This is a genomic window from Ruegeria sp. BE1 (genome assembly GCF_056538885.1).
Map to the genome: position 1 here is coordinate 469,978 of NZ_JBQFTY010000001.1, position 25,157 is coordinate 495,134.

Here is a 25,157-nt window from a genome sequence, read left to right on the forward strand (position 1 = left end):
ACTGGCCGCCTGTGTGCACCTCTGGATTGCGCCTAGGTGCAGCGGTGATTTGATCCGGGTCAAAGCGGGGTGTGACAAACATCTATAGACCTGACTCGTAACGACATATTTTAGGAGCGAACAGGAATGTCCCACACCCCGCATGAACTGGCCGAAGAGTTTCCGGACAAGGTTGAATTGATGAGCCAGCTCAAGCAATCAGACGCGCATTTCGCGCGGCTGGCGGATGAGTATCATGAGATCAACCGCGTTGTTCATCGCGCCGAAACCAATGTCGAGCCGATGGAAGACCTTGCCGAGGGCGAACTGCGCAAGAAGCGCGCGGCGCTTAAGGATGAAATCTGGTCGATCCTGTCGAAGGCTTAAGCAAGCGGGCGGGGGCTTTGCCCCCGTCGTCTTCGTCAACTCCCCGCCGTTTTTGAACAGAAAAAGATCAGGTGACTTCGTACGGTAGGGTTCCGCGGGTATGGGCGTCGATGGACAGGCGACGTTCCAGCGGTGGGACCGAGCGCTGGTGGCAGTGTTGCCGCTCGCAAATCCGGCAAGAGATACCGATCGGTTCATAGGCGCTGGCGTTGTTGATATCCAGATTGTCAGCATAGACCAGCGCTTCGGCATGGCGTATTTCGCAACCAAGTGCGATAGCGTAGCGGCGCACAGGTGCCCCGAACGAGCCGCCCGATTTTGAAACATCCCGCGCCAGTGAGATATAGCGAACCCCGTCCGGTGTCTCCGCGAGTTGCCGCAGGAAATGGCCTGGAGTTTCAAAGGCGCGGTGTACATTCCATAGGGGGCAGGCACCGCCAAAGCGGGCAAATTGCAACCGTGTGGCTGAGTGGCGTTTGGTGATTGTCCCGGCCTGATCAACGCGGACAAAAAAGAACGGGATGCCTTTGGCACCCGGGCGCTGCAGTGTGGACAAACGGTGGGCAACCTGTTCGATGGAGGCTCCGAACCTGTTGCTGAGCAGTTCCAGATCGTGCCGATGTTCCTGGGCCGCGCTCAGGAAAACGCCATACGGCATAAGCGACGCCCCGGCGAAGTAATTGGCAAGGCCGATCTTGGCGATGGCGCGGGCCTCGTCGCTTTGAAATTTGGCGAAATCCAGCGTCGCGTCCAACAGTTTATCCTGACTGATCAGTGCGACTTGCAAAAGAAGCTGAAAGACCTGTGTTTGGGGCGCAATACGAGAGGATAACTGCAGAGTCTTGCTGTCGGCGTCGTATTTCCGGGTCTCTTCAATTTCTGTGAACTGAACCCGGATGCCGCGTTCGCCCAGGCTGTTGATTGCTGCGGCACGGATGCCGCCGGACTCTTCGGCCCGCGTGGAAAAGCGCTCGGCGGCGCGGTCAACCGCGTCGATGTAATTGTCGCAATAATGGAAGAAGTCGCGCACCTCTTCCCACGGGCTGGCTTGAATTTGGGCGTCTTCGCGCCCCAGCGCCTCGTCCAGCGACGCAAGCCGTTCATGGGTTTGCCGATAGGTTCTGTGCAGGGCGATAAAGGCGCGCGCCAGTGCGGGGGCGTTAGAGGCGGTCAGGCGCAGATCAGCCAAAGGCGGGACTGCATCGTCAAAGACGGGATCTGCCAGCGCCTCGCGCATGTCCGATACCATACGCTCGCTGTCGCCGGTGCTCAGCTCGGTCACGTCCATGCCGAATTCCTGCGCCAGCGCCAGAACAACCGTGGTCGAGACCGGCCGATTGTTGTTCTCCATCTGGTTCAGGTAGGGAAGCGAAACCCCCAGTTTGGTTGCGAATTCTTTTTGCGTTAGGGCCAGGCGCGTGCGCATCTCGCGCAGTTTTGCACCGGCATAGAGTTTCTGGGTGGCCATGGCGTGCCTTTGCAACTTTTCTGTTTTGGCACGATAACTTTGCAAACCAACTGAAGCAAGCTGCGTTACAGGCCCAGTTGCCTTTCCCGTCGGATGACTGACGCAATCGCGCAGATGGCCAGAACAGAAGTGGCCAGCATCAGCCAAAGCAGGGGCATTGCGCCTGTCTCATGGGTCAGCAGCGCTCCTGCAAACGCGCTGAGTCCCGCGCCGCCGCCCAACATGATTGCGCCGCTGAGGCCTGACGCGGTGGCGGCCAAATGCGGGCGAACGGACAAGGCGCCCGAGGTTGCATTGGGTATCGTCATGCCGTTTCCGACCCCCACAAAGGTCATGAAGGCGAAAAAGCTGAACGCTGTACCCAGGCCGGCCAGGAACAGTGAGGCGGAGAGGGTGATGCCCACCGCGTTCATCCAGCACCCCCACAGCACCATGCGGTTCACGCCAAAACGAACCGAGTAACGGCCGCTGAGGAAGTTGCCGAAGAAATACCCCAAAGCAGGCGCGCCGAAATAGATGCCAAGCTGTGCGGCGCTCAGGCCGAAAAGCTCGCTGCCAATAAAGGGGGCTCCGCCCAGATAGGCAAAAAACGCCCCGGACGAGAGAGCCGAAGACAGAGAATACCCCCAAAAGCGCGGAGATCGCAGCAATTCGGGATATTCGCGAAACTGTTGAACCAGCGTTTTTCCACTTTTGGTCGAGGTCTCGCCGAAGTCCAGGAATGTCAGCGCCAGGGTCAGCGCGCCCAGGAAAAACGGCAGCCAGAAATTGGCCTTCCAGCCAAAGCTTTCTTCGAGCAAGCCGCCAATGGCCGGGCCGATCATCGGGACAATCGCCATGCCCATCGTCACATAGCCGATCATCGAGGCCGCCTGATCCTGAGAATAGAGGTCGCGCACCGCCGCTCGGCTGAGAACCATGCCGACAACGACAATGGCCTGACTCATACGAAACAGCAGAAACACTTCGATATTGGGGGCGTAAATGCAGCCCAGCGTGGCGATCAGGAACAGCGCCAGCCCCCATAACAGAACGGGCCTGCGCCCGGCCTTGTCCGCAATCGGACCAATCAGAATCTGGAGGACGGCATTGACCAAAAGATACAACGCGATGGACAATTGCATCACCTTGTAATCGGTCTGAAAATGCAAGGCCATGTTAGGCAGACTGGGCAGAAACAGGTTCAAGCTCAGAGCGGACAGCCCCGAGAGCAAAACAAGCGTCGATATTGTTGGGGGTGAGCGATGGGCTCGGGGTGAACTGAACTGCATGGTTCGCATTTATAAGCACCGTTTCGGGGAAGGCCATCCATGACGTCCATTCATTTTGATACTTAGCAAATTTACATTTTTCCAGATGTTGATTGCCAAATATTTGCAAATTTGCCGAAAGATGCTTTGGACCTGAGCCTTCTGCGTATAGTGTCGCGCGAAATCTCACAGGGAATGAGCGCCATGAAAGATATTCTGACCGAGCTGGAAGACCGTCGCAACAATGCCCGGATGGGCGGTGGACAAAAGCGCATTGATGCGCAGCACGGCCGTGGAAAGCTGACCGCGCGCGAGCGGATCGAGCTGTTGTTGGACGAAGACAGCTTTGAAGAATTCGACATGTTCGTCAGTCATCGCTGCACCGATTTCGGCATGGAAAACCAAAAACCTGCGGGCGATGGGGTTGTGACCGGCTGGGGCACGATCAACGGCCGAATGGTCTATGTGTTCAGCCAGGACTTTACCGTATTTGGCGGGTCGCTGTCGGAAACCCACGCTCAGAAAATCTGCAAGATCATGGATATGGCGATCCAGAACGGCGCGCCGGTTATTGGGATCAACGACTCGGGTGGCGCGCGTATTCAAGAAGGCGTGGCCTCACTGGCGGGTTACGCCGAAGTGTTCCAGCGCAACATCATGGCCTCGGGCGTGGTTCCGCAGATCAGCGTGATCATGGGCCCCTGCGCCGGTGGCGCGGTCTATAGCCCGGCGATGACCGACTTTATCTTTATGGTCAAAGACACCTCATACATGTTTGTGACCGGCCCTGACGTCGTTAAAACGGTGACCAACGAGGTCGTCACAGCCGAAGAACTGGGCGGTGCCTCGACCCACACCAAGAAATCCTCGGTCGCGGATGGGGCGTTTGAAAACGACGTTGAGGCGCTGGCCGAAGTGCGCCGTCTGGTCGATTTCCTGCCGCTGAACAACCGCGAGAAACCTCCGGTCCGTCCGTTCTTTGACGAACCCGGCCGTCTTGAAACCTCGCTGGATACGCTGATCCCGGATAACCCGAACTCGCCCTATGACATGAAAGAGCTGATCACCAAAGTGGCGGATGAGGGCGATTTCTACGAGATTCAGGAAGACTACGCCAAGAACATCATCACTGGCTTTATCCGCCTTGAGGGGCAGACCGTTGGTGTGGTGGCGAACCAACCGATGGTTCTGGCCGGGTGTCTGGATATCGACAGCTCACGCAAGGCGGCGCGGTTCGTGCGCTTCTGTGACTGCTTTGAGATCCCGATCCTGACTCTGGTCGACGTGCCGGGGTTCCTGCCGGGGACAAGCCAGGAATATGGCGGCGTGATCAAACACGGTGCGAAGCTGCTGTTTGCCTATGGTGAAGCGACCGTTCCAAAAGTGACTGTTATCACCCGCAAAGCCTATGGTGGTGCATATGACGTGATGGCCTCCAAGCATCTGCGTGGTGACTTCAACTATGCCTGGCCCACCGCCGAGATCGCCGTGATGGGCGCCAAAGGCGCGACCGAGATCATCCATCGCGCCGATCTGGGCGATGCGGACAAGATCGCGCAGCACACGCAGGATTACGAAGATCGGTTCGCCAATCCCTTTGTCGCAGCCGAGCGTGGCTTTATCGACGAAGTGATCATGCCGCAATCCACGCGCCGTCGCGTGTCGCGCGCCTTTGCCAGCCTGCGCAACAAGCAGTTGAAGAACCCGTGGAAAAAGCACGACAACATCCCGCTGTAAGCCGGATTACTTGAACCCCGCAGCTGTCTTGCTGCCAGTCAGACATCTGTCTGGCGGCAGGATCGTAGAACATCGCCGGATGGCGTGTTTGACTTTGAGGTCAAAGCTGATACATGGAATGCCTTACGAGATATCGAAAAGCGCGGGCCAAAAGCCAGGCGCGCGCGACCCCGGAGAGAGGAGCTTGTCTTTGGCAAGTCTGGGGTCGCGCCTCTATTTCGGTGTTTCTTGCATGGTCATCCACAGCGCTGGCGCAAGCGGAAAATCTGTTGTCGGTCCCGTCCGGCCAGCCAGTGCATCTGAGCGACGTTCTGCTGGACAACAACCCCGGAGAGCTGTGGGTCAGGTTCCGCTTTATCGCGCCCAAAATCGGATCAGATGTTGGTCGGATCGGGTATGATGTGGCCTCGGTGGATATGGAGCATTTGTGCCAGACCCTCGCCATCGCCTATGTATCGCGGCACGAGCTTGAGCCTGCACGGGTTGTAATTTCGCTGTCAGACAGGCCCACCGAGTTCGGGCGCACCGCGCCGGATGCAACGCAGTTTTTTGAAGCCTATCGGTTGGAGCAATCCCACTGTATCTGGGAGGGGCTCTGACCATGAAACCCCGTTTTCACCCCCTCAGAGCGTATCTGAATACCAATGCGGCTTTGGAGGTGCGCGAAATGATCCCATCTGTTTTTGGGGGCAACTCTGTTTTCCTGAAACCCTCGAATAGCGAGGTGCCGACATGCTGAAGCATCGCGGTTTCCCCGGTCGTTTGCCGGGCACGGATTTTCAGTTCACTATCCGCCGGGCCAATCCCAAAGGCGTGACCCCCATCACACGGCGTGACCGATTTCGGGATCGCAAACCGGCAGACCGACGCGCGGATGCCGCATTCATGCAGGCGCTGTGGGAAAATTTTGGCGACCAGCCCTTTGAGCGTGGCAATCTGGATGCAGGCCGTCTGAGCTGGCTGTTTGAACGCGAAGTGATCGCCGCCGAAGATCCATTTGACCCGGCCAGCTATGACGCTTTGCTTGTGATTGATGTTGATACGGCGCGGATGTCATTTCCTGACATCTTCGACGGGGTGCGCTGAGCCGTGCCGACTGCGGTCGCGCATATCCATCCGGCAGGAGGCCCGGAGAAAACCCTGCCCGGTGTCGGGCAGGGCGGTATTGTTCGATCAGAAGTTCAGCTGCGCTGCGACCTGGATACGGTCGCCGTCAAAGTCCTGACCGGTGGTCGCGTCATTGCGTTCGCCATAGATGTATTCGGCGCTCAGCGTCAGGTTCTCGGTAGCCTGATAGAAGGCGTTGACGTGGATCGTCTCAAGCTCGGTGAAAGCAAGCGTGCCGGTCGAAGTCGGCAGATCGTAGTCTTCATAGCCGTAGGCGATGCCGACGTTCCATTTCTCACTGATCTGTTGACGCAATTCGACGGTGAAACCGTCAACGTCGTTGGCTTCGCCGCCAACAACCGCATCACCCAGACCAATCAGGTACGGGCCAAGCGCTTCGCCGGTCACGTAGTTTACCTGAAACAGGCCACCTTCCCAAAGTCGGGCAGATCCCGACACGGTCAGACCAGTTTGGTCGACTTCGACACCGCCGCCTTCTGCTTTACCGTAAAGCAGGGCGCCGCGTGCGATGAATCTGCCATCATTGTATTCGGCCGACGCGGTAAAGACCGGATCATCAGAGTTCGAGCCGCTGACGTTTTCTTCGATCGAAACGGCAACGGTTGTGTTTTCGCCAATGGTGTTCGTATAGCGAACCTGCGGAACACGGGCAAAGGCGATACCAACGGGGCCGTTGAATTCAACCGAGGTCGGGTAAGTGTCCAGCGGCTGGAAGTTCGTCCAGAACTGACCGATCAACCACTGATCGCCAATGCGGATGTTCGCGTGGCGCAGGCGCAGTTCTGCGGCACCACCACCTGCGAACAGGTCCAGTTCCAGTTGCCCACCGATGTCACCAATGGCGCTGGGCGTGCTGGTCAGCAAGCCGATGCGCGACTGGCGAACAGTGGCACCAAAGGTACCGCTTGTCGCGTTGGCCGGCTCACCGATGACGTTCACGAAGGCGGTGTCGCCCTGGTCAAAGTCAAAGTCGTAGAAGAAGTCGGCTTTGACATAGCCATACACGTCCAGTGTGGTGTTGCCGATCCTGAACTCACCGGGGGTAGCGTTTGGTCCCTGCGATTCCAGTGCTTCGATCCGAAGGCGCAGCTTTTCCAGTTCTGCCTGAGTCTCTGCATCTTGAGCAAAAGCCAGCGTGCCAGAGACGCTAAGAGCCGAGGCAGCGAGCAGGAGTGCCTTTTTTCTCTTTGTGATCATGTGGGTGTTCCCTTGTGTGCAAGATTGCACGCGCAAAGTTTCACGCATTTGTCAGCTGGGGAAATCACGAGAATGGGACAATTCAGCCGTGAATCCTCAAGGAAAATTGTTCCAAGTAAACGCCAACTTCACACAAGGGTGAACAGATCGGTTAACCTTGTGTCAGGGAACGAATTTTTTTCTCTCGCCCGCTCAACGCGGCGTGATGATGCGAGTGCAGAAAAACGGTCAGGCGGAGTTTTTTGTAACGACAATGTGACGATGGGCGTGAGTAAGCCCCAAGATGAGACTTTGCACGCTATCGGCACGAAATTGCGCGCAAATTCTCGGTATGGGCGAATTCCAGCCGGAATCCGGATGGGAAACAATCCTGTGTTTGCACACGCATTTGTGCTGTGCATGGTGGGCGGGCTGTGTGGCTCTACTTTGCCTGCGCCGCATAAGCACCTACTATTCCGTACCCCTTCCTTACGCGGGCAGGTTTGTGATGTTCACAAAACCTTGCCCGCGTTTTTCTTTGCACCCACATTGGCTGTTGGGTGGCGTAAAGCTGCGCAAAACGCAGAAAAACAACGCGTGTTATTGAATAACAGCCTGCGGTTGCGGCATGTGCCCCTCGATACAACACCAAGCCAAAAGAGGCAGAGCATATGCGATTCCAAAAACTCATCCTTGCCTTGGCAGCCTGTGCAGGACTGGCCGCCTGCGGCGATTCGACCGGCGAGCAGGCCCTGTTGGGCGGCGGCGGCGGCGCATTGGGTGCCGCGGTTCTCGGGGCAGACCCGTTTGTCGGCGCGGCCGTCGGTGCCGCCGGCAACGTGCTTTTCTGTAAAACGCAGAAGAACTGCTACTAACGCATCTTTCGGGGCGCACTCCGCCTCGACCGTCATCGCGCAAAACGCCGTTGTGGGGTTCACGCCCCGCAGCGGCGTTTTGCGTTTCCAGAACACCAAGACAAAGGACGTTCCATGTTCAACAAGATCCTGATCGCCAACCGGGGTGAAATCGCCTGCCGGGTTATCAAGACCGCGCGCAAGATGGGTATCGGCACAGTTGCCATCTACTCGGACGCAGACAAGAACGCGCTGCATGTGTCGATGGCGGACGAGGCCGTCCATATCGGACCACCGCCCGCGAACCAGTCTTACATCGTGATCGACAAGGTCATGGACGCTATCCGCCAAAGCGGCGCGCAGGCGGTGCATCCCGGTTACGGTTTCCTGTCGGAAAACTCCAAATTCGCCGAGGCGCTTGATGCCGAAGGCGTTGCTTTTGTCGGGCCCCCGGTCGGTGCGATTGAAAGCATGGGTGACAAGATCACTTCGAAGAAAATCGCACAGGAGGCAGGCGTATCGACGGTGCCCGGTTACATGGGTCTGATCGAAGACGCCGACGAGGCGGTCAAGATTTCCAACGACATTGGCTATCCGGTGATGATCAAGGCCAGCGCCGGGGGCGGTGGCAAGGGCATGCGCATCGCGTGGAACGATGACGAGGCGCGCGAGGGGTTCCAATCCTCCAAGAACGAGGCGGCGAACTCGTTCGGGGATGACCGGATTTTCATCGAGAAATTCGTGACCCAGCCGCGTCATATCGAAATTCAGGTTCTGTGTGACAGCCACGGCAACGGTATCTATCTGGGCGAGCGTGAATGCTCGATCCAGCGCCGGAACCAGAAGGTTGTGGAAGAGGCCCCGTCGCCGTTCCTGGACCCCGAAACCCGCAAGGCAATGGGCGAACAGGCGGTCGCTTTGGCCAAGGCTGTGAACTATGCCAGCGCCGGTACGGTTGAGTTCATCGTGGACGGCGAAAAGAACTTCTATTTCCTTGAGATGAACACGCGCCTGCAGGTGGAACACCCGGTGACCGAATTGATCACCGGCGTTGATCTGGTCGAGCAGATGATCCGCGTGGCCGCAGGTGAGAAACTGTCGATCACGCAGGACGATGTGACCCTGACCGGCTGGGCCATCGAAAACCGTCTGTATGCCGAGGACCCGTATCGTGGGTTCCTGCCGTCAATCGGTCGTCTGACCCGCTATCGCCCGCCGCAGGAAACGGCGTGTGGCCCGATGCTGGTCAATGGCAAATGGCAAGGCGACGCGCCCGAAGGGTCAGTGGCGGTGCGCAACGATACCGGCGTCTATGAGGGCGGTGAGATCAGCATGTATTATGACCCGATGATCGCCAAGCTGTGCACATGGGCCCCAACCCGGGATCAGGCGATCGAAGCGATGCGGGTGGCGCTGGACAGTTTCGAGGTTGAGGGTATCGGCCACAACCTGCCGTTCCTGTCTGCCGTGATGGATCACCCGAAATTCATCAGCGGCGACATGACCACCGCCTTTATTGCCGAGGAATACCCCGACGGGTTTGAAGGCGTCACCCTGCCAGAAGAAGACCTGCGTCGTATCGCAGCCTCTTGCGCGGCGATGCACCGTGTCGCCGAAATCCGCCGCACCCGTGTCTCGGGCCGGATGGACAACCATGAACGCAAGGTCGGCTCTGATTGGGTTGTCACTTTCGGGGGTGAGGTTCCGTGGCCGCTCAAGGTTATTGCCGATCAGGACGGGGCCACGATCTTGTTCGAGGATGGCCGGGAAATGCGCGTGACTGGCGACTGGACCCCGGGTGATCAACTGGCCACCATGATGGTGGATGGTGCGCCGTTGGTCATGAAGGTCGGCAAAATCTCGGGCGGGTTCCGTATCCGCAACCGGGGCGCGGATTTGAATGTGCATGTGCGCACCCGGCGTCAGGCCGAACTGGCGCAGCTGATGCCGGAAAAACTGGCACCCGATACTTCGAAAATGCTGCTCTGCCCGATGCCCGGCCTTGTCGTGAAGGTCGATGTTGAAGTGGGGCAAGAGGTTCAGGAAGGGCAGGCGCTGTGCACGATTGAGGCGATGAAGATGGAAAACATCCTGCGCGCCGAGAAAAAGGGCGTGGTCGCCAAGATCAACGCAGGCGCAGGCGACAGCCTTGCCGTGGACGACGTGATCATCGAGTTCGAGTGATCATGACCGCGCTTTTGTCATATCCCTGCAGCATCCCGGCGTTCGGCACCGGGGGCTTGGGGCGTGGTAAAGGTGCTCAGCCGCCCTCGCGCCGTTCGCGGATTTCACGTTCGCGCAGGGGGGTTTTGTCGATGGATCGGCCAATCTCGCGCACGCTCCACGGGCTGGGTTTGCGCAGCTTGACGACGCCGTCCTTGTCGACAAAGACCATCTGGAACCCGCGCGGCCGAAGCTGCGACCGGATCGGGGACCGGGCATCCGGGTCCGTGTCGGTGATCACTACGACATCGCGGTCGCGCATCGCGGCCTCGCCTTCAACCAACATGTCGATCTGCTGCTGGAAGCGCGGGTCTGCGGGCGTATCGGCAAAGACGATGATGGGCCGGTTCACCCATAGAAATTCACTGAGTTCGCTGTCACCCGCAGGTCGAACGAACTCATCTTCCACAGGCGCAGAGCCATCGGCGGCAAGAACTGCCATCGGGAATAGTGCCGAGAAAACAAGGGCAAGCGTGCGTGTCATAGGGCCTCCTGTTCTATTGAATATAGCCGCTGCTTTGACGAATGCGACCGGCGATTTGCCCGAGCTGCTCAAAATTTCGCGCTTTGACCCGGTTGGCCGGGCAGGGTGCCGCACAACAACGCGGCGGCGTCAGCCCGCCGTGATCCGAATTGACGAGAGGAAATCGACATGACCAACACAAAGGACTGGCAGGCGCTGGCGGAAAAAGAGCTGCGCGGACGGCCGTTGGACGATCTGACCAAAGAGACGCTGGAAGGCATCGACGTCAAGCCGCTCTATACAGCCGAGGACACCGCCGACCTGCCGCATATGGGTAATTTGCCGGGGTTCGGGCCCTTCACGCGCGGGGTCAAAGCCACGATGTATGCGGGCCGTCCCTGGACGATCCGCCAATACGCTGGGTTTTCGACCGCCGAGGAATCGAATGCGTTTTACCGCCGCAATCTGGCCGCCGGTCAGCAGGGCGTGTCCGTCGCCTTCGATCTGGCCACGCACCGGGGCTATGACAGCGACCACCCGCGCGTGGTGGGCGATGTGGGTAAGGCCGGTGTGGCCATCGACAGTGTCGAGGATATGAAAATCCTGTTCGACGGCATTCCGCTGGACAAGGTGTCAGTGTCGATGACGATGAACGGTGCGGTGATCCCCATTCTGGCGAATTTCATCGTGGCGGGCGAAGAGCAGGGCCATGACAAATCCGTCCTGTCCGGCACCATTCAGAATGACATTCTGAAAGAGTTCATGGTGCGCAACACCTATATCTACCCGCCCGAACCGTCGATGAAGATCATCTCGGACATCATCGAATACACCTCGAATGAGATGCCCAAATTCAACTCGATCTCGATCTCGGGCTATCACATGCAAGAGGCCGGTGCGAACCTCGTGCAGGAACTGGCCTATACGCTGGCCGATGGCCGTGAATATGTACGCGCCGCGACCGAGGCCGGGATGGACGTGGACAAATTCGCAGGGCGTCTGTCGTTTTTCTTTGCCATTGGCATGAACTTCTTCATGGAGATTGCCAAACTGCGCGCCGCGCGCACCCTGTGGCACCGCGTGATGACTGATTTCGGCGCGAAATCCGAACGCTCCAAGATGCTGCGTACGCACTGCCAGACCTCCGGTGTGTCGTTGCAGGAACAAGACCCCTATAACAACGTGATCCGCACCGCCTATGAGGCGATGAGCGCGGTTCTGGGCGGTACGCAGTCGCTGCACACCAACGCGTTGGATGAGGCGATTGCCCTGCCCACCGATTTCTCGGCCCGGATCGCGCGGAACACGCAGTTGGTGCTGCAGGAAGAAACCGGCGTGACCGATGTGGTCGATCCGCTGGCGGGGTCCTACTATGTCGAAAGCCTGACCAATGAGCTGGTCGAAAAAGCCTGGGCCCTGATGGAAGAGGTCGAGGAAATGGGCGGCATGACCAAGGCCGTCGCCTCGGGCATGCCCAAGCTGCGGATCGAAGAAAGCGCCGCGCGCCGTCAGGCCATGATCGATCGGGGCGATGAGGTAATCGTCGGCGTCAACAAATACCGCAAGGAACAGGAAGACCCGATCGACATTCTGGACGTCGACAACGTTGCTGTGCGTGAGGCACAGGTCGCCCGGCTCGAACGTATCCGTTCGACTCGCGACGATGCCGCATGCCAACAGGCGCTGGACGCGCTGACCAAGACCGCCCAAGAGGGTGGAAACCTGCTGGCCGCCGCCGTCGAGGCCGCCCGCGCCTGTGCATCCGTAGGAGAGATCAGCATGGCTATGGAGAAAGAGTTCGGCCGCCATCGCGCCGAAGTAAAGACGCTGGCCGGTGTCTATGGCGCAGCGTATGAAGGCGATGAAGGCTTCGCCGCGATCCAGAAATCCATCGAAGATTTCGCCGAGGCTGAAGGTCGCCGCCCGCGTCTTTTGGTGGTCAAGATGGGGCAGGACGGGCACGACCGGGGCGCCAAGGTGATTGCCACAGCCTTTGCCGATATCGGCTTTGACGTGGATGTCGGGCCCTTGTTCCAGACCCCGGCCGAGGCAGCGCAGGATGCGGTGGACAATGACGTCCATGTCGTCGGTATTTCCTCGCAGGCCGCCGGGCACAAAACGCTTGCTCCGCAATTGGTGGAAGAACTCAAGAAAGCAGGTGCCGAAGACATCATCGTCATCTGCGGTGGGGTGATCCCGCAGCAGGATTACCAGTTCCTCTATGACCACGGGGTCAAAGCGATCTTTGGGCCCGGAACCAACATCCCCGAGGCTGCACAGGACATCCTGCGTTTGATCCAGGAAGCCAAAGCGTGACGCTGGCCAAGATTTTTCGACGAAAAATCTTGTGATCGCGCGACTTTGACGAAAACATGCGACCAGATCCCCTGCGGGTCTGGTCGCAATCGTTTGAGAGGTCGCACATGCTGTTGGATCATCTGGCCGTGGCGGGCGAAACGCTGGAAGAGGCCGCCGCGCATATCGAAGACGCCTTGGGTGTGCACCTGCAAGAAGGCGGCAAGCATGATGCTTTCGGGACCCATAACCGCCTTTTGGGATTGAAAAACGGTCTGTACCTTGAGGCCATCGCGATTGACCCCGGAGCGCCTCGGCTGGAACGCACCAGATGGTTTGATCTGGACCGGTTCGCAGGCAAGCCGCGCCTGACAAACTGGATTTGCCGGGTGCCGGATATCGACGCCGCGCTGGCGCTGTTTCCCGATGGTGTCGGTCAGCCCATTGATCTGGCGCGGGGGGCTCTGCGATGGCAAATGGCCGTGCCGCCCAATGGAAGGCTGCCTTTTGACAATCTGTTTCCGGCGCTGATCCAATGGCATGGGGATTTGCACCCGGCCCGAATGCTGCAGGACAGCGGCTGCAACCTGCGGCGGCTGGTGGTCTACCACCCGGACGCGCTGGATCTGGCGCAGCTGTTGGGAGCGCTGGAGTATGTGGCCTTCGACACCGGTCCCGCCGCGCTGCGCGCTGAATTCGACACGCCGCATGGGCCACGCGTGCTGGAATGATGATCAGGCAGGCCCGGACCTCGGATGCCGAGGCAGTAGCCGCAATCACCAATGCAATCATACGTGATACGCTGGTGACCTTTACCACGCAAGAGCGCGACGCAGCAGCGATTGCCCGGGAAATTGAAACACGCAGCCCTGCATTTCTGGTGGCCGAAAAAGACGGTCAGGTTTTGGGTTTTGCGACCTTTGGTCCTTTCCGGAATGGACCGGGATACGCGCAATGCTGCGAGCATACGGTCCAATTGACGCCCGCCGCACGTGAGCAGGGCGCAGGTCGAGCCCTGATGGCCGCGCTTGAGGACATTGCCCTGCAAGAGGGGGTTCATGTTTTGGTGGCCGGTATTTCCTCGGCCAATCCTGCGGCCATCGCGTTTCACGCCGCGCTGGGGTTCAAACACGTCGGACTTATGCCCGAGGTAGGTTTCAAATGGGGCAAACGACTGGATCTGGTGCTGATGCAGAAAATTCTTGCGCAAGAGTGATCTGTCGCACCTGACAGTTGCGAATTGGGACGCTAGGGTGCGCTCATGTCGATCTGGACCCGTATCTCTGACGCGCTTAGCGCGCTTGCCCAAGGCGAAAGCCTCACCGCTGTTTTTGAGAAACTGCGCACGCCGCCCGAACGATCGGTCGCATTTACGATCGCCGTGATCGCGTTGGGCGCAAAGATGGCAAAGGCCGATGGGCAGGTGACCCGCGACGAGGTCACCGCCTTTCGCGACGTGTTCCAGATCGCCCGCGATGATGAGGCCGGAGCCGCCCGCGTCTTTGACATGGCACGGACCGATGTCGCGGGCTATCAGGATTACGCCCGCAAGATCGCGCAGATGTTCGCGGATGACAGCACCACGCTGTGCGACCTGATGGAGGGGCTGTTCCATATCGCCATGGCCGATGGGTTCTATCACCCCAACGAAAACGAATTTCTGGAAGAAGTCAGCCGGATTTTCGGCCAGACCGATGCCCAGTTCCTGGCCCTGCGTGCGCGGTTTGTGCCGGATGCGCCCAAGGACCCCTATACGGTGCTCGGCGTGCCGCGCGACATGGCGCTGCCTGATATTCGCAAGGTCTGGCGGCAATTGGTGCGCGAAACCCATCCCGATGCGATGATGGCCCGAGGCGTGCCCGAAGAAGCGATCCGCCTGGCCGAGAAGAAGATGATCGACATCAACCGCGCCTGGGATGAGATCAACGGCGCGCGGGCCTGAGCCTGTGCGGCTCGCGACCTACAATATAGAATGGTTCGCCAATCTGTTTGACCGCAATGACAAGCTGCTGGTCGATGACAGCTGGTCGGGCCGCTACAACGTCACCAAGGCGCAGCAGGTCGAAGCGATTGCCAAAGTGCTGACAGCGCTGGATGCGGATGCCATTCTGATCGTCGAGGCCCCCAATACAGGGAGCAGACAAAACACCGTCCGCGCTTTGCAGGGCTTTGCCGAGGCGTTTGATCTGCGCACATCCCATGCGGTGATGGGTTTTCCCAATGACACGGATCAGGAACTGGCGCTGCTTTATGATCCGAAGATGGTGACAGCGCGCCATGATCCGGTCGCCGGCGACAAGGAGGCCCCGCGCTTTGATGGCGTGTTTCACATCGACCTCGACATCGACGTGACCGAGGACCATGTGCGGTTCTCTAAACCCCCGATGGAGCTGTCGCTGCAGACCACGGGCGGGGCGCAGGTCCGGCTGATCGGGGCGCATCTGAAATCCAAGGCTCCGCATGGGGCCGGGTCGCGGGATGAGGCGATCCGCATCTCAATCGCCAATCGCCGCAAACAACTGGCGCAGGCCGTGTGGCTGTCGCGCCGGATCGGTGCGCATGTTGCGGATCACCAGCCAGTGATCCTGATGGGCGATCTGAATGATGGGCCGGGACTGGATGAGTTTGAGCACCTGTTCGGGCGATCCTCGGTTGAGATATTGCTACAAGCTGGCTTGTACGATCCCTATGCTGCAGGGGGCGATCCAGCCGCTTCAACGGCGCGGTTTGCCCGAGGGAAGGGGCAATACCTTGAGGCGCTGCTGGACTATGTCATGATCAGCGAAAATCTGCGGGCACTGGACCCGGTCTGGCGCATTTGGCACCCTTTGAATGATCCCGAAATCCGGGCCTTACCGGATCTGCAAAACGCCTTGCTGACGGCCTCGGATCACTTTCCGGTCACGTTGGATATCCGGCTCTGACCTTTCATCTGCGGGTGTCAGGGCTTATATTCAGAAACATGAAACATCTTGTTACGATCTGTGCGGTCGCGTTTACGGCGCTGCCAGCCGCAGCCGAGGAAGACACCGGAAAGTCCCTGATGGAGCAGGGGGCTGAGCTGTTTTTTGAAGGGTTGCGGCAGGAAATGGAGCCCGCGTTAGAGGATTTTCAGGGGATGGTCGATCAGTTCGGCCCGACCATGGAATCGTTCTTTGCGCAGATGGGTCCTGCACTGGCTGATCTGGCGGGTGAGATTGAGGATTGGAGCGCTTATGACGCGCCCGAAATCCTACCGAATGGTGACATCATCATCCGTAAAAAACCGCTTGAGTCTGAGCCAGAGAACCCGGATCTGCCACAGCCGGACTCGGATGGTGCCACAGAAATCTGACGCTTAGAGCGTTTCGGGTTTTACCTGAACCACTCTGCGACACGAATGTCCCGAGAACGCCACAGGCGTGGCAGGGTATTCGTGTCTCAAGTCAAACCCGAAACGCTTTAGCCGCGGATTAGGACGCGCGTATCCGATTTCAAAGCGGCGGCCAGCGAATTCAGCCGTGCTTCGGCCACTTCGTTGAATAGGGGGCCAGCAGCCTTGGGCAACAAAAGCTCAAGCTGACGTTTCTTTGGGTAAAAGCGCAATCGGCCCATGGTGGCGTCATTTTGCATCCACAGCATGGCCCCGAACCGCATCGCCTTGCCCAGAATTTCGGCCTGTTTCTGGTCTTTCTCCTCAAGCAGCTTGTAAAGCGGTTCAAACCGGTTGCCTTCGCGTTTATTGCGGTAACGATGTTGGAGTGCGAGGCCGATAAACACCCGTTCCGAGTGCTTAAGCCCGCCCAGATTGGCGCGAGTGACATAGTCGAAACAGACTTCGGCCCGATAGTCGGGATGCGCGCGCCAGCTGACATCGTGCAGCAGACACGCGGCCTTGATCAGGCGCACGCGCGTCTCTGGGGCCGATTTGAACAGAGGCATCACAAAATAATAGAGGTGTTTGCCAAAGCCCGGCAGACGGGCATCCTTGGCCTCAGAAAACCGGCTGGCTTCGATCAACGGGTCGCGATCGCGCAGGATTTGCGGCATTTGTTCATAAAGCAGCCCCTCGCGAATGCCATAGCTTGAGATGGCGATGTCCTTGGGCTTGAAAGTCCGGATCAACCGCGCCAGCACGTCCATCGCATAAGGGATCAGCGCCATGCGCGAGCTGGACACCCCGGCCTGGCTGCGCAGCTTGTCGGGATCGCCCTTTTCGATGAACTTGATGGTCTCATGCACCTGTTTGGTGGTCATGCGGTATTCGTGCAGCACATTCAGCGGGTAGCCGCGCCGCAACATGTCCAGCCGCGCAAAGGCACGCCAGCTGCCGCCCACAAGAAACAGGCGGTCGCGCTGTTGGCCCATCTGTCCGCGCAACTCTTCCATCGTGGCTTTGATATGCGCCTTGCGCGCGCGTCGCCCGCCTTTGATGTCGCGCAGTTTCAGTGGACCCAGGGCGGATGTCACCCGACGCCCGACATCGCCGCCGCCAATCTCGGCCAGTTCCATGGACGAACCACCGATGTCGCAGATCAAACCGTAAGCCCCGGGCCAGCCCAAAAGCACGCCTTGCGCCGACAGCCGGGCCTCTTCACCGCCATCAATCACCGATACGGTCAGGCCGGTTTCTTTATGGACCTCGTCGCAGAATTCTGGCCCATCTTCGGCTTCGCGCACGGCTGCGGTGGCAACCACATGAAGGCCGGGCAGCCCCAGGTCATCGGCCAGACGCTGAAACCGGCGCAAGGCGTCCAGCGCGCGCGCCCGTCCGAGGGGGTTTAGCCGCCCGGTCTCTGACAGTCCCGCACCCAGTTCGCACATCACCTTTTCATTGTAGAAATAGGCCGGAGACCGTGCGGCCCCGTCAAAGATCACCATCCGGACCGAGTTCGACCCCACATCGACAACGCCCACCCGCGACAGGGCGCGGGCCTCGGGGTTGTCAAACAACGGCTTTCCAAAAGGTCCCCAGTCCGGAATGTCGATTTCGACGGCTTGATCCATGTCTTGTCCAGATGTTCCGGTGGCAGTTTGCGAAATCGTCGGGGTTGGGTCAATTGTCTGGTTCGACATCGCTTCCGTCCGAATTCAATACTCTGATGGCCAGTGAACGCGTGATTTCGCGTTTTTCCGACAGCGCAATCTGATCCAGCCGCGCCACAACCTCGGCTGCGGTTTCAAAACGGCGATCCATGTGTTTGACCAGATAGGCGATGACCTCGGGGCCGGGGTTCAATTGCCGGTCGATAAAGAGCTTGGCCAAAACAGCACCCAACAGCGCGTCATCGGGCGGGTCCAACGCAACGTGATGCGCGCCTTCGATGCGGCTTTGCAGATCGGGCAGGGGCAATTGCCACAGCTTGGGCACCAGCCGCCCGGTCATCAGCAGGGCGTGACCCTCGGCCAAAGCCAGATTGTGCAGATGGAACAGGGTCTTTTGTTGTTCGGGGTCATCGGCGATCATCGGTACGTCTTCGACCGCGATCGGTGTGCTGGCCAGCGCTGGTACATCCTCGTAACGCAGGTCACGGGCCTGAATGATCCGGCCTCCGGTCTCGGCCGCCCAGACATGGGCAAGATGCGTTTTGCCAGCGCCCGCAGGGCCGCTGAGCACCAGTTTGTTGCCGGGCCAGGACGTGGCCGAAATCATCGCAACCGCCAGCGCATTGGCTGGTGAGACAAAGAAATCCTCGCGGCCCAGTGCGGTTTTGGCCGGTAGGTCAAAGCTGAGTTGTCGGGACATTTATTCGTCTTCCTGATTCAGTCCTTCAAGGCCAGTATACAGGCGACTGTCCAGATAAACCGATGTCAGGAAGCGGGCCACCACACCGAGAGCTGCGGCCACGGGAACCGCGATCAACATGCCTACAAAGCCAAACAGAGCGCCAAAAACCGACAGCGCCAGCAGCAGCCAGACCGGATGCAGGCCCACCGAATGCCCCACCAGCTTGGGGGTCAGAAAATTGCCTTCGGTCACCTGACCCAGGGCAAAGATGCCTGCGACCAGTCCGATATGGGTCCAGTCCCCCCAGAATTGGAACAGCGCCAGACCAATCGCCAATGTGCCGCCGATCAGCGCCCCCAGATAGGGAATGAAGGTCACCAGCCCCGCGATGAACCCGACGATCAGACCGAATTGCAGGCCAACGGCCATCAGGGCCACCGCGTAATAGGTGCCAAGGATCAGACAGACCGTGCCCATGCCACGTACGAACGAGGCCAGAACTGCGTCAATCTCACCCGCCAGACGCTTGATCGTGGGGGCGTGGTCGCGCGGCAGCAGCTCTCCGATCCGGGCGATCATGCGGTCCCAGTCCATCAGCAGATAGACTGCTACGACGGGGGCAATGATCAGCAGCACAACAACATTGATGGCCGAGCCAAGCGACGCGATCACCGATTGCAGCAAATCACCGCTTTTCGATTGCAGTGTTTCGCCAATGGAAACCAGCGCCTGGTGCGAGCTGGATTCGGAATCCAGCAGCGACGGGAACTGCTTTTCGATAAAGCCCCGCAGCTCTTTGAACAGGCTTGGCAGTACTTCGACCAGATCGATCAACTGTGTGATCAGGGCAGGCACCACCATCAGAATCATCAGGACAAAGCCCAGAACGCCGACAATGGTGATGATCCCGGTGGCGGCCATTCGCGACAGGCCCAGCGCCTCAAGCCTGTCCGCGACCGGGTCCAGAAAATAGGCAATTGCGCCGCCGATGACAAAAGGCAGCAAAACGTCGCCAAGGGCCCATAACATCAGCACAAAGACCGCAGCAGCTACGCCCCAGTACCGCAGTTGATCCTTCACCGGCAGAGCCATGCCCGTCCCCTTGTTATCGGTTCTTGCATATGTTCTTGGCGCATGCAGCCCTGTGATGCAAGCGGTTCATGGTGGGTCGGAAATGCGGGTTTCAGTCGCTGAGCGTTCCAAGTTCGGGCGTGGTGTCATCCGCATGTTCGTCGGGCCAGTTGGTGCGCCAAATCTCGGCCGACCAGTGGCCGCAATGCACCGGTGGACGTCCAAATCCGGGCAGGGGATCAACCAGTGGCGCGACCACGACATCATGGCGGGGGACGGCGAAATAGGGGAACGAGTACCGCTCGCGGCCCGAGCGGTTGACCACCCGGTGCGGCGTGGATTTCAGCCGTCCACCGGACCACAACTCCAGCATATCGCCGATATTGACGATGAACCCGCCTGGCGGGCAGTCGGGGGTGATCCAGCCGCCATCGCGGGTCTGCACCTCAAGCCCGCCGACGGGATCGGGCGCGATGATGGTCAGCGCATCTGTATCCTTGTGCGGATGGATGCCATAGCCGCCCTCATCCGGGGCCTGCGGCGGATAATGCAGCAGGGTCATGTTGGTCATCGGATCACGGAAGGCATCGCGCAGCGTGTTTGGGGCCAGGTTGAGACCGACCTCAAGCGCGCCCAGCAGCAGATCGGCCACTGCGTACAATTGCGCCCAGTAGGCGAGGATGATCTGCCCCGCCTCAGGCACCTCACGCGGCCAGATATTCGGACCGTACAGCGCGCAGTCCTTGCGGATGGGCGCGTCAGGCGCGGTTTCGCGATGCAGCTTGTAGCCCTCGTATTTGTCGGCTTTGCCCGAACCGTCATTGGGCGTGAAGAATCCCATCGGGATGTACCCGCGATAGTTCTCGCGGGTGATGGCCTGATCCCATTTGGCGCTTTCTTCGATGTCAAAGATTGCCTGCACACAGCGGCGCACCTGATCGACCTTTTCCGGCGGAATGCCCGTTCCTGTGATCGAGAGAAACCCGATCCCGGTGCAGGCGTCCATGACGTGCCGGACGGTCAGGTCATAGTCGGGATGATCGCGATCACACAGCGGCGAGACGTCTATAGTAGGGATTTGCTGCATCAGTGAATCCTCACACCCTGCCGATCCAATTCCTTGTGAACGGGGGCGAGGTTCAACTCATGCACGTCCTGGTTGCTTTTCAACGACAGCGCAGCGGCGATGCCTGCGCCCTGACCCATGACCGCGCAGCAGGCCATGTTGCGCGTGGCGGCATGGGCCACCTTGTCGGACCCGTGCGAGCGGCCCGCAACCAGCAACCCCTTGATCCCATTGGGCAGCATCGAGCGATAGGGGATCTGCATATACCGCCCGGTCGTGGGCAGGATCAGGATGCCATAGCCGTCGATGAATTCGGGGTAGATGCCGATTGTATCTTCGAACCGGCCCTGATGGCGGGCGTCGTCTTCGGTCATGTTGTACACCGCGTCGATCTTGCGGGTGTCGCGGATGCCGATGGTCATGCCGAAATTCCGCAGGCGTGCGTTCTCGCACCCGGGCATGAAGCGGCGCAGCGCCTCGATGGCCAGCATGGATTGGCGGCGGCCTTCGATCTCACCGCGCGTCAGGCTGTCAGGGTCGGTGCCGTCGATTTCAGCCAGATGGATGAGGTTCATATAGGTCAGCTCACCTGTGTCGTGCATCGCGCCCCAGGTGCCCGCGATGGTGTTCAGATGCGCCGGGATCAGGCCCGCATCAATCGCCTGTTGGAAGGGTTTGTGCACAAATGGCGAGAACATGTCGTCCTCTTTGCCCGAGGTCTCGATGTTCCATTCACCACCGCCGCCCCAGTCCTTGTAGGTCTGCGGATCGGCCTTGACGCCCTCCATAAAGGCGCGCTTGTCGACACCGGCCAAATGGAACATGACCGAGGCGGCCATCATATCCTCGCGCGCGGTCTTGTGAGTGGGGGCGCCCGCGCGATGGGCCACGTCGGCGTCGCCGGTGGCGTCGATCACCACGCGGGCCAAAATCGCCTCGCGCCCGGCTTTGGATTCGGTGATGATGCCGGTGATCCGGTCGCCGTCCATAATGGGGGCCACGAACTGACGGTGCAGCATCGGATGCACGCCCGCCTCATCCACCAGTTTGTCGGCCACCAGTTTGAACCCTTCGCTGTCCAGCTCATAACTCAGTGACTGGCTTTCCGGCACGGCTGCGCCCATGTCCTTGGCGCGGGTTTCGAATTCCATGCCGATGCCGCCGGCCTCAACCGTTTGTTCGTGGCGATACCATGCGAAGCCTTCGACGCCGACGGCGGTAATGTTGCCGCCCATGCAGCCAAAGCGGTCGACCAGCGACACCTCGGCCCCGGCACGCGCGGCTGCCAACGCGGCGGCCAGCCCGGCGGGGCCAGAGCCGACGACCAGAACGTCTGTCTGATGGATGACGGGAATCTGGCGGGCGGGTTCCTGAATGGTCTGCATCGGTGCCTCGTGGGTTTTACATTTCTGTCACATTTGAAAACCCTGATCGGCGGGTCAATCAAAAATCCGACTGACCCGAGGTCGCAAAAACGCCAATGCCCGATTGCCCCCGGCGAGGCTTTGGCATAATCACTTTTCAAGTGAACTTTCACCTTTAAGGTTACAATATGCGCCTCAGCCGTTACTTTCTGCCCGTTCTCAAGGAAAACCCCTCCGAGGCTCAGATCGTCAGCCACCGGCTGATGCTGCGCGCGGGGATGATCAAGCAAGCATCCGCCGGGATTTATTCCTGGCTGCCGCTGGGGTTCAAAGTGTTGCGCAAGCTGGAAAATATCGTGCATGAAGAACAGGCGCGGGCCGGTCACATCGCCATTCAGATGCCGATCCTGCAATCGGCGGACCTGTGGCGTGAATCCGGGCGCTATGACGATTACGGTCAGGAAATGCTGCGGATGCAGGACCGTCACGGACGGGACATGTTGTATACCCCCACGGCTGAGGAACTGGTCACCGACATCTTCCGTGGCCATGTGAACAGCTACAAAGACCTGCCGCTGACGCTCTATCAAATCCAGTGGAAGTTCCGCGATGAAATCCGTCCGCGTTTCGGCGTGATGCGGGGGCGTGAATTCTACATGAAGGACGGCTACAACTTCGACCTGACCAAAGAGGATGCGCTGCACGCTTATAACCGCCATCTGGTCAGCTACCTGCGCACTTACGAACGCATGGGCCTTCAGGCCATCCCGATGCGCGCCGATTCCGGCCCCATCGGTGGCGATGACACGCATGAGTTCCTGGTTATGGCCGAAACCGGTGAGTCCGAGGTCTTCTATGATAGCGCCGTCACCGACCTTACCTTTGGGGATCGTCAGATCGACTATGACGATCGGGCGCAATGTCAGGCCATTCTGGAGGAGTTCACCTCGAAATACGCACGTACCGATGAAACCCATGACGAGGCGCTGTTCAATCAGGTGCCCGAGGATCGTCGCCGCGTGGCGCGCGGGATTGAAGTGGGGCAAATCTTCTATTTCGGCACCAAGTATTCCGAAGCCATGGGCGCAACCGTCCAAGGCCCGGATGGCAAACCGACGCCCGTACACATGGGCAGCCATGGTATCGGCGTCAGCCGCCTGATTGGCGCGATCATTGAGGCCAGCCACGATGACAAGGGCATCATCTGGCCCGAGGGCGTGACGCCGTTCCACTGCGGGATCGTCAACCTCAAGCAAGGCGATGAAGAGGCGGATGCAGCCTGTGAAAAGCTTTATGGCGCGCTGACTGCCTTGGGGCTGGAACCGCTCTATGATGACCGCAATGAACGGGCCGGGGGCAAGTTTGCGACCATGGACCTGATCGGTCTGCCGTGGCGCATCACTGTTGGCCCGCGCGGCCTGAAGAACGGCGTGGTCGAACTGACCTGCCGTCGCACCGGCGAAAGCGAAGAACTGAGCCCCGAGGCCGCCGTCACAAAAGTTGCCGGGATTTATGAGCAAATCGCCTGAACAGGATCAGAGACCGCTGATCTCGGTCATCACGGTCACGCGCAACCTGATCGAGGCCGGGCGCGGCGAGCAAATCCTTGCCGCGCTGGACAGCGTCCAGTCGCAGATTTTTCGCGATATCGAGCATGTGATTTGGGACGGTCAGTCTGATGACGGCACGCAAGACTTGCTGAAACAGGCGATTGAAAAGATCTCGGTCTCGGACAACCCCATTCCGATCCAGTATTTCTGCGCGCCGGATCAAAGCCTCTATGACGCGATGAACCAGACGGTTGAGCGGTGTCACGGCGACTATATCCTGTTCCTGAACTCGGATGATCTGATCGCAGGCCCAGACAGCCTGTCGCGCGTCCAAAAGGCGTTGGAGCCCGACCGGCCAGACTTTGTTTACGGTGAGACGGTGTTCTTTGACGATGACGGGCACCGACGCCATGCACGTCGCCTGACGCCCAAGTCGATCCTGCAGCGCCTGCCCTTTGGGCATAACGCGATGGTCTTGAAACGCGCGTTGTTTCAGGAATTGGGCGGTCACGATCTGCAATTCCGCATCGCGGCAGATTACGACATGGTTCTGCGTATGATCCTGTCCGGGCATTCCGGGCAGCGCCTGCAGGCCCCGGTGTCCCTGTTCCGGATTGGTGGCGTGTCAGCGGACACGGATAAGGCAGGGGCCGAGATGGCAGCCTGTTGGTTGAAGAATTATAGCCAGTTTTGCGATCTGTCCTCTTATTCGGACGCAGACCGTCTTGACTGGTACAAGAAGGGGCATCTGCCGCTGCGCGTTTCCGGCACGATATTTCTGAAAACCCTGTCGCAGCCCGCGATTGCCCGCGCCGCGCTATACAGCCTGTTCAAGACTCTGCGCCGCAAGATGCAGTTCTGGCGGCGGTTCTAGCCGGGCTGAACGTCCGGCCGTTGGGCCAGGATCTCTCCGTCAGCACTGTTGCCGTGCGGCACAACGATCGGGCGCCCAAGGCGTCTGACCAGTTCTGTGAACTCAAATCCCAAGAACCGTATGCCGCAAACCCGCTCATCCGTTGCGTGATCAGTGAGGCACAGACGGCCCTGGCGGAACACAAGCCGGTATCCTTTATCTTTTAGAATATCGGTCAAACTGGCCCAGCTTGCAGCTGCGTCAAAGATCGGACGAATGGTTGCGCGCAGCAATGCGGCTGTTTCGCAATCCAGCTCATTCGCAGGATTTCGGACCAAAATAGGGTCCAGTACTTCGGTATTACTCTTTACAAACATGAGCGACCCCCGCTCTGAAATTGGTATCCCCCTTGAATTTAAGGTGGCAAAGTTTCTAAAAATAAGCAAAAGACGAAATAAAGTTGCTTAACGATTGTTGCATTTTGAGTGCAGTCCGTCACGCAACCGTCTGATTAACTTCATAACTGAAACAATCAAGAGCTGTCTGTGAAGTGCGTCACAACCATGGGTATATCTTTTTGTGCGCA

General features: G+C 59.1%; 24 protein-coding genes. 14 read left to right on the plus strand and 10 right to left on the minus strand.

Translation table 11 applies throughout. The features are described from left to right. Nucleotides 1-126 precede the first annotated feature (126 nt). Nucleotides 127-366: an HP1242/YdcH family protein gene (locus ACR0J5_RS02345; RefSeq protein ID WP_480650243.1), complete on the plus strand. Its 240-nt coding sequence runs from the start codon at nucleotides 127-129 to the stop codon at nucleotides 364-366. 67 nt (nucleotides 367-433) lie between these two features. Here ACR0J5_RS02345 and ACR0J5_RS02350 read toward each other — a convergent pair whose 3' ends face one another. Both ACR0J5_RS02350 and ACR0J5_RS02355 read right to left on the minus strand, forming a co-directional pair. Then, a complete protein-coding gene (locus ACR0J5_RS02350; protein ID WP_480650244.1) occupies nucleotides 434-1,834 on the minus strand; it encodes a helix-turn-helix domain-containing protein in 1,401 nt (466 codons plus the stop codon). 65 nt (nucleotides 1,835-1,899) lie between these two features. Continuing rightward, entirely contained in the window at nucleotides 1,900-3,105 is a 1,206-nt protein-coding gene (locus ACR0J5_RS02355; protein ID WP_480650245.1) for a multidrug effflux MFS transporter, read from the minus strand. A 183-nt stretch (nucleotides 3,106-3,288) separates the two neighbouring features. Between ACR0J5_RS02355 and ACR0J5_RS02360 the strand changes: the two genes are divergently transcribed. The 3 genes from ACR0J5_RS02360 to ACR0J5_RS02370 all read left to right on the plus strand — a co-directional run bounded on the left by ACR0J5_RS02360 (nucleotide 3,289) and on the right by ACR0J5_RS02370 (nucleotide 5,907). Then, complete coding sequence (locus ACR0J5_RS02360) at nucleotides 3,289-4,821, plus strand: acyl-CoA carboxylase subunit beta (RefSeq protein WP_480650246.1); 1,533 nt, start codon at nucleotides 3,289-3,291, stop codon at nucleotides 4,819-4,821. 221 nt (nucleotides 4,822-5,042) lie between these two features. Then, nucleotides 5,043-5,420, plus strand: coding sequence for a DUF6497 family protein (locus tag ACR0J5_RS02365; RefSeq protein WP_480650247.1), 378 nt, complete (start codon nucleotides 5,043-5,045; stop codon nucleotides 5,418-5,420). A gap of 133 nt (nucleotides 5,421-5,553) precedes the next feature. Then, nucleotides 5,554-5,907, plus strand: a complete 354-nt coding sequence (locus tag ACR0J5_RS02370) for a hypothetical protein (protein WP_480650248.1) — start codon at nucleotides 5,554-5,556, stop codon at nucleotides 5,905-5,907. 87 nt (nucleotides 5,908-5,994) lie between these two features. On the opposite strand, the gene ACR0J5_RS02375 is transcribed toward ACR0J5_RS02370, so the two are convergent. Further along, nucleotides 5,995-7,146, minus strand: a complete 1,152-nt coding sequence (locus ACR0J5_RS02375) for a DcaP family trimeric outer membrane transporter (protein WP_480650249.1) — start codon at nucleotides 7,144-7,146, stop codon at nucleotides 5,995-5,997. Nucleotides 7,147-7,796: 650 nt separating this feature from the next. Here ACR0J5_RS02375 and ACR0J5_RS02380 point away from each other — a divergent pair. Together ACR0J5_RS02380 and ACR0J5_RS02385 are read left to right on the plus strand one after the other, a co-directional pair. Further along, nucleotides 7,797-8,000, plus strand: coding sequence for a hypothetical protein (locus tag ACR0J5_RS02380; protein WP_480650250.1), 204 nt, complete (start codon nucleotides 7,797-7,799; stop codon nucleotides 7,998-8,000). Nucleotides 8,001-8,114: 114 nt separating this feature from the next. Then, nucleotides 8,115-10,163 (plus strand): acetyl-CoA carboxylase biotin carboxylase subunit, encoded by a 2,049-nt coding sequence (locus ACR0J5_RS02385; protein ID WP_480650251.1) that lies wholly within the window; start codon nucleotides 8,115-8,117, stop codon nucleotides 10,161-10,163. Between the two features lie 76 nt (nucleotides 10,164-10,239). On the opposite strand, the gene ACR0J5_RS02390 is transcribed toward ACR0J5_RS02385, so the two are convergent. Then, entirely contained in the window at nucleotides 10,240-10,686 is a 447-nt protein-coding gene (locus ACR0J5_RS02390) for a DUF4174 domain-containing protein (protein ID WP_480650252.1), read from the minus strand. A gap of 168 nt (nucleotides 10,687-10,854) precedes the next feature. On the opposite strand from ACR0J5_RS02390, the gene scpA reads away from it, so the two are divergent. The 6 genes from scpA (at nucleotide 10,855) to ACR0J5_RS02420 (ending at nucleotide 16,294) form a co-directional block, all read left to right on the plus strand. Continuing rightward, on the plus strand, nucleotides 10,855-12,981 hold the full coding sequence (gene scpA / locus ACR0J5_RS02395; protein ID WP_480650253.1) for a methylmalonyl-CoA mutase: 2,127 nt from the start codon (nucleotides 10,855-10,857) through the stop codon (nucleotides 12,979-12,981). A 107-nt stretch (nucleotides 12,982-13,088) separates the two neighbouring features. After that, a complete protein-coding gene (locus tag ACR0J5_RS02400; protein ID WP_480650254.1) occupies nucleotides 13,089-13,691 on the plus strand; it encodes a VOC family protein in 603 nt (200 codons plus the stop codon). Further along, nucleotides 13,688-14,176 carry an N-acetyltransferase family protein gene (locus tag ACR0J5_RS02405; RefSeq protein WP_480650255.1) on the plus strand — a complete coding sequence of 163 codons (489 nt, stop codon included), beginning with the start codon at nucleotides 13,688-13,690 and terminating at the stop codon, nucleotides 14,174-14,176. Before ACR0J5_RS02400 ends, ACR0J5_RS02405 begins: the two co-directional genes overlap by 4 nt. Nucleotides 14,177-14,221: 45 nt before the next feature. After that, entirely contained in the window at nucleotides 14,222-14,902 is a 681-nt protein-coding gene (locus ACR0J5_RS02410; protein WP_480650256.1) for a TerB family tellurite resistance protein, read from the plus strand. Nucleotides 14,903-14,906: 4 nt separating this feature from the next. Continuing rightward, nucleotides 14,907-15,884, plus strand: a complete 978-nt coding sequence (locus ACR0J5_RS02415; RefSeq protein ID WP_480650257.1) for an endonuclease/exonuclease/phosphatase family protein — start codon at nucleotides 14,907-14,909, stop codon at nucleotides 15,882-15,884. Between the two features lie 38 nt (nucleotides 15,885-15,922). Then, nucleotides 15,923-16,294: a hypothetical protein gene (locus tag ACR0J5_RS02420; protein WP_480650258.1), complete on the plus strand. Its 372-nt coding sequence runs from the start codon at nucleotides 15,923-15,925 to the stop codon at nucleotides 16,292-16,294. Between the two features lie 107 nt (nucleotides 16,295-16,401). Here ACR0J5_RS02420 and ACR0J5_RS02425 read toward each other — a convergent pair whose 3' ends face one another. The 5 genes from ACR0J5_RS02425 to ACR0J5_RS02445 form a co-directional block, all read right to left on the minus strand. Further along, nucleotides 16,402-17,946: a Ppx/GppA family phosphatase gene (locus ACR0J5_RS02425; protein WP_480650259.1), complete on the minus strand. Its 1,545-nt coding sequence runs from the start codon at nucleotides 17,944-17,946 to the stop codon at nucleotides 16,402-16,404. Nucleotides 17,947-17,995: 49 nt separating this feature from the next. Next, on the minus strand, nucleotides 17,996-18,685 hold the full coding sequence (locus tag ACR0J5_RS02430) for an HdaA/DnaA family protein (protein ID WP_480650260.1): 690 nt from the start codon (nucleotides 18,683-18,685) through the stop codon (nucleotides 17,996-17,998). Beyond that, a complete protein-coding gene (locus ACR0J5_RS02435) occupies nucleotides 18,686-19,759 on the minus strand; it encodes an AI-2E family transporter (protein WP_480650261.1) in 1,074 nt (357 codons plus the stop codon). It lies immediately after the preceding gene. A 91-nt stretch (nucleotides 19,760-19,850) separates the two neighbouring features. Continuing rightward, nucleotides 19,851-20,825: an isopenicillin N synthase family dioxygenase gene (locus ACR0J5_RS02440; protein ID WP_480650262.1), complete on the minus strand. Its 975-nt coding sequence runs from the start codon at nucleotides 20,823-20,825 to the stop codon at nucleotides 19,851-19,853. Then, nucleotides 20,825-22,189, minus strand: coding sequence for an FAD-dependent oxidoreductase (locus tag ACR0J5_RS02445; protein ID WP_480650263.1), 1,365 nt, complete (start codon nucleotides 22,187-22,189; stop codon nucleotides 20,825-20,827). Before ACR0J5_RS02445 ends, ACR0J5_RS02440 begins: the two co-directional genes overlap by 1 nt. A gap of 167 nt (nucleotides 22,190-22,356) precedes the next feature. On the opposite strand from ACR0J5_RS02445, the gene proS reads away from it, so the two are divergent. Then, nucleotides 22,357-23,697, plus strand: a complete 1,341-nt coding sequence (proS, locus tag ACR0J5_RS02450; protein ID WP_480650264.1) for a proline--tRNA ligase — start codon at nucleotides 22,357-22,359, stop codon at nucleotides 23,695-23,697. After that, on the plus strand, nucleotides 23,681-24,592 hold the full coding sequence (locus tag ACR0J5_RS02455; protein ID WP_480650265.1) for a glycosyltransferase family 2 protein: 912 nt from the start codon (nucleotides 23,681-23,683) through the stop codon (nucleotides 24,590-24,592). The genes proS and ACR0J5_RS02455 overlap by 17 nt, the downstream gene beginning before the upstream one ends. Here the strand turns inward: ACR0J5_RS02455 and ACR0J5_RS02460 are convergent. Further along, nucleotides 24,589-24,948: a hypothetical protein gene (locus tag ACR0J5_RS02460; RefSeq protein WP_480650266.1), complete on the minus strand. Its 360-nt coding sequence runs from the start codon at nucleotides 24,946-24,948 to the stop codon at nucleotides 24,589-24,591. The genes ACR0J5_RS02455 and ACR0J5_RS02460 overlap by 4 nt on opposite strands. Nucleotides 24,949-25,157 lie beyond the last annotated feature (209 nt).

What these genes read in the sequence shown, in the direction of transcription:
- ACR0J5_RS02345 (WP_480650243.1), top strand. Translation starts at nt 127, where the DNA reads ATGTCCCACACCCCGCATGAACTGGCCGAAGAGTTTCCGGACAAGGTT.
- ACR0J5_RS02350 (WP_480650244.1), bottom strand. Translation starts at nt 1,834, where the DNA reads ATGGCCACCCAGAAACTCTATGCCGGTGCAAAACTGCGCGAGATGCGC.
- ACR0J5_RS02355 (WP_480650245.1), bottom strand. Translation starts at nt 3,105, where the DNA reads ATGCAGTTCAGTTCACCCCGAGCCCATCGCTCACCCCCAACAATATCG.
- ACR0J5_RS02360 (WP_480650246.1), top strand. Translation starts at nt 3,289, where the DNA reads ATGAAAGATATTCTGACCGAGCTGGAAGACCGTCGCAACAATGCCCGG.
- ACR0J5_RS02370 (WP_480650248.1), top strand. Translation starts at nt 5,554, where the DNA reads ATGCTGAAGCATCGCGGTTTCCCCGGTCGTTTGCCGGGCACGGATTTT.
- ACR0J5_RS02375 (WP_480650249.1), bottom strand. Translation starts at nt 7,146, where the DNA reads ATGATCACAAAGAGAAAAAAGGCACTCCTGCTCGCTGCCTCGGCTCTT.
- ACR0J5_RS02380 (WP_480650250.1), top strand. Translation starts at nt 7,797, where the DNA reads ATGCGATTCCAAAAACTCATCCTTGCCTTGGCAGCCTGTGCAGGACTG.
- ACR0J5_RS02385 (WP_480650251.1), top strand. Translation starts at nt 8,115, where the DNA reads ATGTTCAACAAGATCCTGATCGCCAACCGGGGTGAAATCGCCTGCCGG.
- ACR0J5_RS02390 (WP_480650252.1), bottom strand. Translation starts at nt 10,686, where the DNA reads ATGACACGCACGCTTGCCCTTGTTTTCTCGGCACTATTCCCGATGGCA.
- scpA (WP_480650253.1), top strand. Translation starts at nt 10,855, where the DNA reads ATGACCAACACAAAGGACTGGCAGGCGCTGGCGGAAAAAGAGCTGCGC.
- ACR0J5_RS02400 (WP_480650254.1), top strand. Translation starts at nt 13,089, where the DNA reads ATGCTGTTGGATCATCTGGCCGTGGCGGGCGAAACGCTGGAAGAGGCC.
- ACR0J5_RS02405 (WP_480650255.1), top strand. Translation starts at nt 13,688, where the DNA reads ATGATGATCAGGCAGGCCCGGACCTCGGATGCCGAGGCAGTAGCCGCA.
- ACR0J5_RS02410 (WP_480650256.1), top strand. Translation starts at nt 14,222, where the DNA reads ATGTCGATCTGGACCCGTATCTCTGACGCGCTTAGCGCGCTTGCCCAA.
- ACR0J5_RS02420 (WP_480650258.1), top strand. Translation starts at nt 15,923, where the DNA reads ATGAAACATCTTGTTACGATCTGTGCGGTCGCGTTTACGGCGCTGCCA.
- ACR0J5_RS02425 (WP_480650259.1), bottom strand. Translation starts at nt 17,946, where the DNA reads ATGGATCAAGCCGTCGAAATCGACATTCCGGACTGGGGACCTTTTGGA.
- ACR0J5_RS02430 (WP_480650260.1), bottom strand. Translation starts at nt 18,685, where the DNA reads ATGTCCCGACAACTCAGCTTTGACCTACCGGCCAAAACCGCACTGGGC.
- ACR0J5_RS02435 (WP_480650261.1), bottom strand. Translation starts at nt 19,759, where the DNA reads ATGGCTCTGCCGGTGAAGGATCAACTGCGGTACTGGGGCGTAGCTGCT.
- ACR0J5_RS02440 (WP_480650262.1), bottom strand. Translation starts at nt 20,825, where the DNA reads ATGCAGCAAATCCCTACTATAGACGTCTCGCCGCTGTGTGATCGCGAT.
- ACR0J5_RS02445 (WP_480650263.1), bottom strand. Translation starts at nt 22,189, where the DNA reads ATGCAGACCATTCAGGAACCCGCCCGCCAGATTCCCGTCATCCATCAG.
- proS (WP_480650264.1), top strand. Translation starts at nt 22,357, where the DNA reads ATGCGCCTCAGCCGTTACTTTCTGCCCGTTCTCAAGGAAAACCCCTCC.
- ACR0J5_RS02455 (WP_480650265.1), top strand. Translation starts at nt 23,681, where the DNA reads ATGAGCAAATCGCCTGAACAGGATCAGAGACCGCTGATCTCGGTCATC.
- ACR0J5_RS02460 (WP_480650266.1), bottom strand. Translation starts at nt 24,948, where the DNA reads ATGTTTGTAAAGAGTAATACCGAAGTACTGGACCCTATTTTGGTCCGA.